Origin of the sequence: Collinsella sp. HCP3S3_D1 (assembly GCF_052064015.1) — a bacterium.
Lineage (GTDB): Bacteria > Actinomycetota > Coriobacteriia > Coriobacteriales > Coriobacteriaceae > Collinsella.
Map to the genome: position 1 here is coordinate 1 of NZ_JBQHWK010000020.1, position 12,370 is coordinate 12,370.

Genomic DNA, 12,370 nt, shown 5'->3' on the forward strand with positions numbered 1-12,370 from the left:
CCGGCCCCCCCCCCCCCCCCGCCCGTTTCCCTCGCCCCCCCCCCCGCCTGCCCCCACCACGCCCCCCCACTCCCGGGGGGGGGGGGGGGGCCCTGGGCCCTGCGTTTACATGCTCGCCGAGGCTATTCGTCTTCTTGCTGCGGGTGCCTAGGGCAGGAGGCGCCGTGCATTTTTGGGAGTTTTCAGCAGCCGAGGGTGCCTGCATACTGAATTTTGGGCGAAAGGCAGGCGCCATGGGCCACATCTTGTAAAAACGAGCGGCTCTTGAGGCGTTGGGAGCTCAGAATCAGGGCTTTCAGCGCAGTTTTGTGCGCCCGCTCCCATACTCGTGGACTCCGGAATGCTGAATTCTCCGGAATTTGCACGCCGCCCCTGGGGGTACCTGCGGGTAAAAAGCAACCGCCCCGCCAAAATATGCATTCTGCGGGGCGGTTTATACAAAAAAGCGACTGCGGCACGTCACAGCTCGCTACAACTTGAATCCAAGAACAGGTTACTCGGCGCTCTTGAGGGCACCGACCATATCAATCTTGTTGAGGGTTCGGTTGGTGACGAGGTTGACGATAATCGTAAAGCCAAACGAAAGCACCACAGCGAGCACGAAACTCAGCGGCTCGACCTCAACATCAAAGTACAGCGACGGCATCTGAAGAACGTACGTAAAGCTCTCGGCAAGCAGGCCACCCAGCGGCACGCCCAGTGCGGTGCCAATCGCCGTAAGGATCAACGTCTCCTTATTGACGTAGTGGTGCACCTCGCCACGGCGGAAGCCCAGCACCTTGATGGTCGCCAGCTCGCGTTCGCGCTCCGAAATATTCGTATTAGACAGCGTAAACACCACCACAAACGACAGGCACGCCGCCATAAAGGTCACAAGCACTACGACCGAATTGATAATCGTAAAGTTCGACTCATAGTTCTCCCAATGCTCGGCCGTACTCGAAATCGTAAGCCAACCGTCACTCTTAAGCTTCTTGCTAAACGCAATCTGGTCGGCCGACGAGCCCTTAAGCAGCACAAAGATGCCGTTAAGACGCGCGCTTCGGCCGAACGCGCGCTCATAGGTGCCCTGCGTCATATAAAGTGTGTTGCCCAAATAATTAAGCGAGATATCGCTAACCTTGACCTTGGTAACATTGAGCGACGAATCCTGGACCTGCGCCGTATCGCCCGGCTGAATCCCCAGCACCAGCTGTGAACTCTTGCTTAAATACACGTCCCCGTCACGCAGGGCGAGCGGTTCTTTGGACTCATCCTCCAGGCGCACGTAATCGCCCAAGTCACCCGTGCGGTCGTCGGGCACCACGATGAGCTGTACGGTCTCGCTCCTACCGCCAAACGTAAAGGTGACGTTGTCGGTCATAATCGGCAGGGTCGAGGTCACGCGTACGCCGGAGTCGCTGGCCGCGCTACGCTCTTCCAGCGCCGCACACGTCTGAGCATAGTCATCGGGATTGGCGACCGCCAGCAAGTCATAGCGCGTGATATGCCCATACTGTTTGGGCGAAAGCGCCACCGACGTATCGCGGATGCCCATACCGCAGATCACGAGCGCCGTGCAGCCGGCGATACCGAAGATGGTCATAAAGGCACGTTTTTTGTAGCGGAACAGGTTACGCGCTGCCACCTTGTTCAAAAAGCCCATGCGGCGCCAAATAAAGCCGATGCGCTCAAGCAAGATGCGCGAGCCGGCTCGCGGGGCCTTGGGACGCATAAGCGAGGCTGGGGTCTCGGCCATCTCGTGGCGGCAGGCGATAATCGTGGCACCCACCACGCCCACGGTAAACAGCGCCACCGAGACGATCGAGGACACGATGTCGTACGAAAGCAGCATCTGGGGCAGTGAGTACATGTCGTCGAACACCGTAAACAGGAACAGCGGCAACCCCACAAATCCGATGATGTTGCCGAGTACGCCGCCGAACAGACATGCCCACAGCGAGTAGTCCACGTATTTGGACAGGATTCGCCCGCGTGAATAGCCGAGCGCCTTGTACAGGCCAATGAGCGTGCGCTCCTCCTCGACCATACGAGTGGCGGTGGTAAGGCTGATGAGTACGGCTACGACAAAGAAAATAAATGGGAAAACCGTGGCGATGGCCTCAATCGAAGAGCTGTCGCTCTCGACGCTTGAGTAGCTTGCGATGTTACCGCGATCCTGGATGTACCAAGTGCATTCGCCCAGATCGGAAAGCTCGGCGCGTGCATCGGCAAACTGCTGGTCGGTGGCGGCGCGGCGCTGGTCCAAATCGGCCTGAGCCCGAGCGCGCTCCTCACTGCCCTGGGGCATGCGGTTGATGTTGTCCTGCTCAATCCCAAAGAGCATATTCGCCTGGCGCTCGGAGGCATCCAAGCTTGCCGGCGCGTCGACCGTCAGCTCTTGGGCGCGCACCTTCTCACGCTCGTCGCGAATCTTCTCGATATTACCCTTGACCTCGTTGATCTTTGTCGTGTAGGCATCTGAATAGGAGTTGAGGCTCTTGGCTCCCTCGACGATCACGTGGACCGCGGAGTAGGAAGAAGATGTCGCGGCATCCTCGCTCACATAGAACTTATAGTCCGCAGCCGAAGCAGCGCGAAAGGCGTTGACTGTCGAGTCGGAGCTCACATCAGTAGGATCGAGGACCTCGGCCGTAATGGTGTAATCACCCGCGGCAAACTGGTCCTTGGCGCTTTGGTTCGACGAGCTCGCGTCATTGGCGGCAAAACTCACCGTGTCGCCGAGCTTTTTGCCCGAAGCCTTCAGGAACTTCGAAGTCACCGCGACCTCGCCGGCGCTCTCGGGCAAATCGCCGCTCACCAGCACCGGTTGATCGATATTCTTCCTGGAAAGGCTCTGCACGACTACACGCTCGCGCGTGGTACCCACGGCGGTGTAGGCGGTCTCGGTGTAGATGCCCTCGGCCGTCTCGACGCCGTCGACCTCTTGAATGGCCGCAAGATCGTCGCGCGTAAGGCCATAGGTCGACTGCACGTTAATGTCATAGACATTCTGCTGGTCAAAATAGACGTCGACCGAATCGCGAAGATCCTCGCAGCCCGCCTTAAGACCGCACATCACGCTCACGCCGAGCGCGGTAATGACCACGATAGATAGGAAGCGCTTAAGACTGCCTCGGATTGTGCGGGAGATGCCACGGCGAAAAACCGTCGGCGCCATATCATTTGAGCTTTGAGCGGTACGGTAGGTCGCGAACTCCCGATCGTGACCCACGTGCTCCGTATCGTGGTTTTGGCTGTTTTGGCGATCTTGGTCCATGGGCGCTACCACTCGATCGTCTCGATAGGCACGGGATTTTGCTGGACCGTCTCGCTCTCCACACGACCGCTCTTAAAGCAGATCAGGCGATCGGCCATGGGCGCGAGCGCGGAGTTGTGCGTGATGATGATGACCGTAATGCCCTGCTTGCGGCAGGTATCCTGCAGCAGCTGCAAAATCTGCTTGCCGGTTTTGTAGTCGAGGGCACCCGTGGGCTCATCGCACAGGAGCAGCTTGGGGTTCTTGGCCAGTGCGCGGGCGATGGACACGCGCTGCTGCTCGCCGCCCGAAAGCTGCGCGGGGAAGTTGGCGAGGCGCTCGCCCAGGCCAACCTGGCGAAGCGTTTGCTCGGCATCGAACGAATCGGGGCAGATTTGCGCCGCAAGCTCGACGTTTTCGAGCGCCGTCAGGTTGGGAACCAGGTTATAGAACTGGAAGACAAAGCCGACGTCGGCGCGGCGGTATTCCACGAGCTGCGCCTCATTGGCGGAACTCACGTCGCGCCCATCCACCGTTACGGTGCCGGAAGTCGCCGTATCCATGCCGCCCAGAATGTTGAGCGCCGTGGTCTTGCCGGCACCCGAAGCACCCAAAATGATGGCGAGCTCGCCACGCTCGACCGTAAAGCTCGCGCCGTCCAGCGCGTGAATGCGGGCATCACCCTCGCCGTATGCTTTGACGACGTCTTTGAATTCGATATAAGCCATCGATTAATTCCCATCTGGTCGGATAACTCTTTAGTATTACCCATTTCGCACCGACCAAAAAGGGACAGGTTTATTTTGGCAGGTTTTATATGGGGAAACGAGGGTGCGGGCAGGCACCAGGACTGTCCACGGCAACCATTTGACCCAAACCGTATCCACCGCTATGATGCCACTGCGGAATGAATGTCTCCGTTGGGTGCGCCAGCCAAGCTGCCGCGTTACCCTAAACCGCCTTGTTGCTGATGACTTCTGCTGTTACGTGATGCCCCTAGGCATCACGCTGCGGCAGGAGTCTTTTTTGTTTTGGAGGAGAAGTGTCGGAAAGCAGCGCATCGAGCAGAATCAAACGTCTGCTCAACACCTATAGCGGTCTTGTGCTTATGGGTGCCGTCGGAATCCCCGTCGGTATCATCGTTGGCGCCATCTGCGCGCTCTTTGGACGCGTGCTTTTGGCGATCGGCGCCTTCCGCGACGAGCACATCACCCTGCTCCTCCCCTTCCTCGCCCTTATGGGCCTTGCCATCGTGTTTGCCTACCGCGCTTGGGGCAAGGGCACCGACCGCGGCATGAGCCTGGTATTCGACGTAGGCCACGGGCGTGAGGACGCCATCTCGCCGCGCTTGGTGCCGCTCATTATGCTGAGCACGTGGGGGACGCACCTCTTTGGCGGCAGTGCGGGACGCGAGGGTGTGGCCGTGCAGATCGGTGCAACCGTCTCACATTGGATCGGCCGACGTCTACCTTTCCGAGACCCCGGCAACACGTTTTTGCTTATCGGCATGGCCGCCGGCTTTGCCGGGCTCTTTCGAACGCCCCTTGCTGCCACGGTCTTTGCTATCGAAGTACTGGTCGCAGGACGCATGGAATACCGCGCGCTGTTTCCCGCGCTTACAGCCTCGCTCGCCGCAAGTATGGCCTCCGGTGTCCTGGGACTCGAGAAGTTCGAGGTCGCCGTTGTCGCCTCATGCGCGCTTGACCTCCCCGGTCTTGGACGGCTTGCGGTACTAGGCATCGCGTTTGGTATGGTAGGTGGAGCTTTTGCCTGGTGCCTTGCCCATACCAAGACCCTTGCGGCGCGGCTGCTCCCCAACCCCTATGCGCGCATCGCCGCTATCGGCATCGCGCTATCGGCGATTCTGTTCGCACTGTGGCAGGGTCGATACTGCGGCCTTGGCACCAACCTGATATCGGCGGCGCTCAACGGTAACGGTAAGGTCACCATCATGCCTTGGGACTGGGCGCTCAAATTCGTACTCACCATCGCCACACTTGCCGCAGGATATCAGGGTGGTGAGGTGACGCCGCTGTTTTCCATCGGAGCCAGCCTGGGTGTCGTACTCGCCGGGATTCTCGGCATGCCCGCCGAGTTCTGCGCCGCGCTGGGCTACGCAGCCGTCTTTGGCAGCGCCACCAATACGCTGCTCGCACCCATCCTTATTGGCTGCGAAGTCTTCGGCTTTGGTAATCTGCCGATGTTCTTTATTGTCTGCGTCGTGGCTTACCTGTTCAACATGGATAAGTCGATCTACGCCCTGCAAGAGCGAGCGTAGAAAGATGTCCAAGCAGGTGGTCTCAACCGGAAACGACGTCCCACTCTGAGGCTGTATTCCGGGACACGGTTTCCGCTTGGGACGCCATTCGGAAAGCGCATCCCGCTTTAAAACGGAATTCCGGGACGTGGTTTCCGTCTGAGTCTCCATTCGGAAAGCGTGTCCCGTTCTTTCACGGCATCTTGGCTATGCAAAGCGCTCGAACGTTATTCCTCGTACGCGCCCTCAAGCCGAAGCAGCCACTCCTTGCGATCGAGCCCGCCGGCATATCCGTTAAGCGAGCCGTCGGCGGCAACCACGCGATGGCACGGCACGATAATCGAAATAGGGTTGCGAGCGACCGCAGCCCCCACCGCACGAGGAGACACAACGGGGTCCTCGTTCCCCGGCACCCGATGGCGGGCGGCGACACGAGCCGCAATCTCGCCATACGTGGCGACCTCGCCACGCGGAATAGAAAGCAGCTCAAACCAGACTTCACGCTGAAACGCCGTACCGATCATATGCAACGGCGGCGTATACAGAGGCTCCTGCCCTGCAAAATAAGCATTCAGCCAAGCCCACGAACGCTCAAGCACCGAAGAAGCCGCACCATGAGCCGGACTCGCCGACGACATGCCACCAGCACCGGAAACCGCATCGGCCCCTTCAACATGTTCGGAGTCTTCCCGGAGAAGCGTGGAGCCAAAGTGCTCCTGCCCCTCAAACCAAAGCCCCGTCAGACCGCGGCCATCAGCGGCAAGCAGGATTTCGCCCAAAGGCGAAGCAAACGTCGTCGTGACCACCAGCGGCTCCTTTCAAAACTCCGCACCATAATACCGCGAATTGTGCAGACGACTCCGCAGATACGTCTGGGCAGGAACGCAATTGCTTAAGCGAGGACACTTTCCCCAATCAAGCGGAGAAGACGCGGGGCTTCGACGCCAAAGCGGTACCCCTACCAGCTGAGCTCTAATACTTTTCCCGAGAAGTGAACGAGTAAAAACGAGGCCCCGGAGCATCCACACTTTTTGATTACAAAACCGCAGGATTCGCGCAGCAAAGCCGCAGGAAATAGCGGTCAAAATATGCCAATGCTTCGGGGGTCCAAAATAGGTCGTTCACTTCTCGGGAAAAGTATTCAACTTCAATTCACCCCAACCCCAAAGTCGCCTCAGGCAGCAGGCGCGAAGCGCCGCAGCTGCCGTCACGGACCCGCAGTCCCCAAAGGAGGCAGGCGCAAAGCGCCGAGACCGCCGCCGGGACCAGGGCCCGCAACGGCCACGCGCCCTCACATCAGCCCAGCGGCCCCAACCAACAACGGCCCCATCGCAGGCCGCTCGCAGCCGAGTCACCGCAGGCGGGGCCGGGCTCAGCTTTCAGAACACTCCGCAGACCAGTGCGGCGCCTTGTCCGCGGCTCCGAAGGAGCAGGACAAGGCGCCGCACATGATCGAGGACGTTCTGAAAGCTGAGCCCGGCCCCCGCCGGACAGTTCCACCGCTACTCGCAGAGCAGCTTGGCGATCTGGACGGCGTTGGTTGCCGCGCCCTTACGGATTTGGTCGCCACAGCACCAGAAGGTGATGCCACGCGCGGCCTCGGGGTTCGAGATGTCGCGGCGCACGCGACCGACCCAAATCAGGTCCTGGTCGGAGGTGTCCATCGGCATGGGGAATCGGTCGTGCGCATCCTCGGCACCCAGGTCGTCGACCAGCTTGACACCCGGGGCAGAAGCCAGCGCAGCACGGGCTTCCTCGACCGTAATGTCGCGCTCAAACTCGAGCGTAATGCTCTCGGAGTGCGAGCGCAGCACAGGCACGCGCACACAAGTGCAGTTCACGCGCAGCTCGGGCAGGTGCATAATCTTGCGACCCTCGTTTTGCAACTTCATCTCCTCGGAGGTAAAGCCCTCCTCCTTGACGCCGCCAATCTGCGGAATCAGGTTGCTCGCCAACTGGGCGGCAAATGCGCGCGGCTCGGGAATCTCCTCGCCACGACCCAGGGCGGCCAGCTGGGCCTCGAGCTCGGCCATACCGGGAGCACCAGCGCCCGAAGCCGCCTGGTACGTCGAGACGATCATGCGCTTCACGCCGGCGAGCTTGTGCAGCGGCCAGGTGGGAACCAGGCCGATGATAGTTGCACAGTTAGGGTTAGCGATAAGGCCGTGATGCCACTTGATGTCGTCGGCATTGATCTCGGGCACGACGAGCGGCACCTCGGGATCCATACGGAAGGCGTGGCTGTTGTCGACCACGACGGCGCCACGCTTGACGGCCTCGGGCAGCAGCTCCTTGGCGATATCGTCGCCGGCAGCGCCGAGTACGATGTCGCAGCCCTCAAAGGCCTCGGGGCAAGCCTCCTCAATAACAACCTGCTCGCCGCGGAACTCAACGGTCTTGCCCGCAGAGCGCGCGCTCGCCAGCAGCTTGAGCTTGCCAACCGGAAACTCCTGCTCGTTGAGGCACTCGAGCATCTGGGTGCCCACGGCCCCCGTCGCGCCCAAAATAGCAACCGTGTACTGTTTCATGCTTCCCCCTTTAAAGGTTGTGGCTTTTGCCCGCACGCCGAGCAGGCAGGATATTCTTGCCCAGTGTATACAAGAACGGGGCGGACACGAAACCCACCCCGTCGAAACGAAACCGAAACGAAACGCCCCGCGCTAGATTTTTTGGAACATGCCTCAAAAACCCACTCATGCGCCAAAAGGTAGATTTCTAGACATATCCCAAAAATCTACCGGGATGGTCGCTATTTGTGGAGGGCAGCCAGGGCGGGTTCAATCGGTGCAGGAGCCTCCAGATCGGAGACCTTCACAATGCCGTTCTCGTCGGAGAAGGCACGGTAAATGGTCTGAATCGCCAGGTCGAAGTCCTTATCCTCGACACCGATAATGATGTTGATCTCGTCGCAGCTCTGCGAAATCATGCGCACGCTCACGCCAGCCTGGCCGAGCATGCCAAACAGGTGGCCAGAAATACCTGCGCGGCCGCGCAGGTTACGGCCGACGGTCGCGATGAGCGCCAGGCCCTCGACAACCTCAATCTCGAGCGGCTCAACCTCCTGCTGGATGTCGCCCACGAGCGAGTACAGCGAATCGTGCACATCCTGCTCCTGCACCACGGCGCCAAAGCGGTCGACGCCGGTGGGCATGTGCTCGACGGAAACGTCATAGCGCTCGAAGACCGAAAGTGCACGGCGCATAAAGCCGACGCGGGGCTTGGTGCGATCGCGGGCTACGTTGATGGCGACAAAACCGCGCTTGCCGGTCACGCCGGTAATGATGGGCTCCGCCTCGCCCTCATCAGCCGTCTCGCTAATGATGGTGCCGGGGTCCTGCGGCGCATTGGTGTTCTTGATGACCAGCGGAATACCCGCCTCGCGCACGGGGAACACGGCCTCCTCGTGCAGGACGCTTGCGCCCATGTACGAAAGCTCGCGCAGCTCCTCGTAGGTAACGCGCGCAATGGGCTGAGCCTCGGGAACAATACGCGGATCGGCAGAGTAGAAGCCCGAAACGTCGGTCCAGTTCTCGTAAAGGTCGGCGTCCAGACACTTGGCCAGGATCGAGCCCGAGATATCGCCGCCGCCACGATCGAGCAGCTTAATCTGGCCCTCACGCGTCGCGCCGTAGAAACCGGGCATAACAAAGCCGCCCTGCTGACCGTACTCCTGCACCAGCTCGGAGGTGCGGTTCATGCTGAGCGTACCGTCGTGATGGAACGCCACAACCGTCGCGGCGTCCAGGAACGGCAGGCCCAGGTACTCGGCCATCAGGCGAGCGGTGAAGTACTCGCCGCGGCTCACAAGCTCCTCGGTGGAGTAGCCGCCCGAGCGGGCGCGCTCGGCAAAGGCCGCGAACTCCTCACGGATGGGATAGGTGAGCTCCAGCTCGTCAGCGATATCAAAATAGCGCTGGCCAATGTCCTCGAGCAGCTCCTCACACGACACGTGATACTTAACGTGCGCGTTAACCAGGTAGAGCAGGTCGGTCACCTTGGTGTCGCCCTTAAAGCGGCGACCGCAGGCGGAAACCACCACAAAACGGCGGGCCGGGTCGGCATCGACGATGGCCTTGATCTTCTTAAAGTGTTCGGCGTCGGCGACCGACGAGCCGCCAAATTTGGCAATCTTAATCATGGGCTGGAGGTTACCTTTCTAAAAGCCTCTGCGAACCTGTTTTGCGCGCTCTGATACCATGGTTTCACCGATTGGGACCAAGGCATCCGAGGAGCAGTGTTATATGGGAACTTATCATAGTACACGAGGACGCACTTTATCGTGCTCAAGTAAGGTGGCAATCCGCACCGGCATCGCTCCCGACGGGGGTTTGTTTGTCTCGGACGAGCTCGGCACCCAGCAGGTCGATATCAGCTCGCTTGCAGATAAATCGTACTTTGAAATCGCTCAAGATGTGTTGGGAATGTTACTGAATGATTACACGGGCGAAGAAATTTCGGCCTGTGTGAATGAGGCATATCGCGGCACGTTCGCGAGTGAAGAGGTTACGCCGCTCGTCAAACTCGACGCTGCGCCGGGCGCTGACGCCCCTCAGACCTATGTGATGGAGCTCTTTGGCGGCCCCACGAGTGCCTTTAAGGACGTCGCCCTGCAGATGCTCCCCCGCCTCATGGCCCGCACTTCCGCCAAGGACGGCGGCGCCGAGCGCATCATGATCGTCACCGCCACGTCGGGCGACACCGGCAAGGCCGCACTCGCCGGTTTTGCCGACGCTCCGGGCACGGGCATCACCGTCTTTTATCCCGAAGGCAAAGTCAGCCGCGTGCAGAATCTGCAGATGTCCACACAGGAAGGCGATAACGTCGCCGTCTGCGGCATTCGCGGCAACTTCGACGATGCCCAGAGTGCCGTCAAGCGCATCTTTGCCGATAAGGAGCTTGCCGAGCGCTTGGAGGCCGCCAGAACGGTGCTTTCGAGTGCCAACTCCATCAACGTCGGCCGTCTGGTGCCGCAGGTCGTCTACTACTTTGCCGCCTATGCGCAGCTGTTGCGCGCCGGCGCCATCGAGGCCGGCGACGCTGTGGAGTTCTGCGTACCGACCGGCAACTTTGGCGATATCCTGGCCGGCTACTATGCCAAGCGCATGGGTTTGCCCGTCGCCAAGCTCATTGTCGCGAGCGACAAGAACAACGTGCTGGCTGACTTCCTGACCACCGGCGTCTACGACCGCAACCGTCCGTTCTTCACGACCATCTCGCCGTCGATGGACATCCTCATCAGCTCCAACCTGGAACGCATGCTCTACTTCCTGTCCGATGGCGACTGCGAGCTTGTTGCCGGCCTTATGGAGCAGCTGGCAAAGACTGGTCACTATGAGGTTCCCGCCGACCTGCTGGCAAAGATTCAGAGCGTCTTTGGCTGCGGCTGGGCCAGCGAGGACGAGGTGCGCGCTGCCATCAAGAGCTGCTGGGATGCGAACGGCTACGTGATCGACCCGCACACCGCTTGCGGCTATCACGTCTTTGAAAAGGTCGCTCCCGCCGAGGGGGCCAAGGCCCGTGTGCTGCTTTCGACCGCCAGCCCCTACAAGTTCCCGCGTGCCTGCTGCGATGCTCTGGGTCTCAACGTTCCCGAGGACGACTTTGAGGCCATGCGCGTGCTCGAGCAGGCCACCAATACGGCCGCACCGGCACAGCTCGCCGAGCTCGAGTCCAAACCCGTCCGCTTCGAAGACGTCTGTGACGTCGATGAGATGGCAAGCTACGTCGAGTCTGCAGCAAAAAAGATGGCTACCAACTAAAACCCTCATTAGGCGCCGGCGAAAGCCGGCGCACCTTCTTTTATCAGATAACCCCCGGGATGATGACGAACGCGCACAGCGTGCCTGGCTGTTTAGTTCGTCGCGAGTTCCGCACGCAAAGGAAAGCACTTAATGTGCTTTCCGTCTTGCGCAGGACTGCCCGAGCAGCGAACTAAACAGCCAGGCACGCCAGGAGGACCCACATGATCAAAATCACCGTCCCAGCAACCAGCGCCAACTTGGGCATCGGCTACGACACCCTCGGCATGGCCGTCAGCCTCTACTCGCACTTCACCTTCGAGCGCGCTGACAAGCTCACCATCACGGGCTGCCCCGAGGAGTTCCAAAACGAGAACAACCTGGTCTACGTCAGCTTTGTCGATGCGCTGGCCGCATGGGGCGAGCCGGCTTTTCCCGTTGCCATCGACATTCAAACCGATGTACCCGTCGCTCGCGGCCTGGGTTCCAGCTCCACTTGCGTCGTCGCTGGCATTATGGCCGCCGCCGCACTGACAGGCCACACCGTCGACCGCGCTGAGCTCGTCCGCATTGCCACCGAGGTCGAGGGCCATCCCGATAACGTCGCTCCCGCCATCCTGGGCGGCGCCGTCTGCTCCTTTACGCCGACCGATTCGCTCCCCCAGTGCCTGCGCTACGAGGTGAGCGATCGCTTGCGTTTTATTACCGTGATTCCGCCCTACGAGGTTCACACGAGCGAGGCGCGCAAGGTCGTGCCGCAGGAGATTCCGCTCTCCACCGCCGTATGGCAAATGGGCCGTATCGCCGGCATGACGCGAGGCCTGGAGGCTGGCGACCTCGACCTGATTGCCGCCGCCAATGACGACCGCATCCAGGAGCCCTATCGTCGTCGCCTGATTCCCGACTACAACGCTGTGCGCGACACCTGCCTTAACGGCGGCGCCAAGACCATCTGGATCAGCGGTTCGGGCTCTACCCTTATGGCTGTGACCGACGACACCATCGTGGCAAAATTCCTGCAGGTCAAGCTGCGTGAGCAGTTCCCCAAGTGTGAGACGCACATTCTGACGTGCGACACCGAGGGCGCTCAAATCGAGTACCTGTAGCGCCCTGTCTCATTGCTCTCACCGGTCTCCT

Annotated in this window: 8 protein-coding genes; 3 read left to right on the forward strand and 5 right to left on the reverse strand. The window is 60.3% G+C overall.

Going from position 1 to position 12,370, the window contains the following annotated elements; genetic code table 11:
* Positions 1–493 precede the first annotated feature (493 nt).
* Positions 494–3,259, reverse strand: coding sequence for an FtsX-like permease family protein (locus ACTNDJ_RS07320; RefSeq protein ID WP_441063018.1), 2,766 nt, complete (start codon positions 3,257–3,259; stop codon positions 494–496).
* Positions 3,260–3,264: 5 nt separating this feature from the next.
* A complete protein-coding gene (locus ACTNDJ_RS07325; RefSeq protein WP_427718202.1) occupies positions 3,265–3,966 on the reverse strand; it encodes an ABC transporter ATP-binding protein in 702 nt (233 codons plus the stop codon).
* A 314-nt stretch (positions 3,967–4,280) separates the two neighbouring features.
* Between ACTNDJ_RS07325 and ACTNDJ_RS07330 the strand changes: the two genes are divergently transcribed.
* Positions 4,281–5,516 (forward strand): chloride channel protein, encoded by a 1,236-nt coding sequence (locus tag ACTNDJ_RS07330; RefSeq protein ID WP_441063017.1) that lies wholly within the window; start codon positions 4,281–4,283, stop codon positions 5,514–5,516.
* A 206-nt stretch (positions 5,517–5,722) separates the two neighbouring features.
* Here the strand turns inward: ACTNDJ_RS07330 and ACTNDJ_RS07335 are convergent, their stop codons facing one another.
* The 3 genes from ACTNDJ_RS07335 to ACTNDJ_RS07345 all read right to left on the reverse strand — a co-directional run bounded on the left by ACTNDJ_RS07335 (position 5,723) and on the right by ACTNDJ_RS07345 (position 9,633).
* Complete coding sequence (locus tag ACTNDJ_RS07335; protein WP_427794442.1) at positions 5,723–6,301, reverse strand: methylated-DNA--[protein]-cysteine S-methyltransferase; 579 nt, start codon at positions 6,299–6,301, stop codon at positions 5,723–5,725.
* Positions 6,302–6,997: 696 nt separating this feature from the next.
* The gene (locus ACTNDJ_RS07340) at positions 6,998–8,023 is read right to left on the reverse strand and encodes an aspartate-semialdehyde dehydrogenase (protein ID WP_154514908.1); all 1,026 of its coding nucleotides are present in this window, start codon (positions 8,021–8,023) and stop codon (positions 6,998–7,000) included.
* Positions 8,024–8,244: 221 nt separating this feature from the next.
* Positions 8,245–9,633, reverse strand: a complete 1,389-nt coding sequence (locus ACTNDJ_RS07345) for an aspartate kinase (protein WP_154514910.1) — start codon at positions 9,631–9,633, stop codon at positions 8,245–8,247.
* 103 nt (positions 9,634–9,736) lie between these two features.
* Between ACTNDJ_RS07345 and thrC the strand changes: the two genes are divergently transcribed.
* Positions 9,737–11,254, forward strand: coding sequence for a threonine synthase (gene thrC, locus ACTNDJ_RS07350; protein ID WP_441063016.1), 1,518 nt, complete (start codon positions 9,737–9,739; stop codon positions 11,252–11,254).
* A gap of 203 nt (positions 11,255–11,457) precedes the next feature.
* Entirely contained in the window at positions 11,458–12,339 is an 882-nt protein-coding gene (gene thrB / locus ACTNDJ_RS07355) for a homoserine kinase (protein WP_154514914.1), read from the forward strand.
* Positions 12,340–12,370: the final 31 nt, after the last annotated feature.

Coding starts and splice junctions, on each gene's coding strand:
- ACTNDJ_RS07320 (WP_441063018.1), bottom strand. CDS start 3,259: ATGGACCAAGATCGCCAAAACAGCCAAAACCACGATACGGAGCACGTG.
- ACTNDJ_RS07325 (WP_427718202.1), bottom strand. CDS start 3,966: ATGGCTTATATCGAATTCAAAGACGTCGTCAAAGCATACGGCGAGGGT.
- ACTNDJ_RS07340 (WP_154514908.1), bottom strand. CDS start 8,023: ATGAAACAGTACACGGTTGCTATTTTGGGCGCGACGGGGGCCGTGGGC.
- ACTNDJ_RS07345 (WP_154514910.1), bottom strand. CDS start 9,633: ATGATTAAGATTGCCAAATTTGGCGGCTCGTCGGTCGCCGACGCCGAA.
- thrC (WP_441063016.1), top strand. CDS start 9,737: ATGGGAACTTATCATAGTACACGAGGACGCACTTTATCGTGCTCAAGT.
- thrB (WP_154514914.1), top strand. CDS start 11,458: ATGATCAAAATCACCGTCCCAGCAACCAGCGCCAACTTGGGCATCGGC.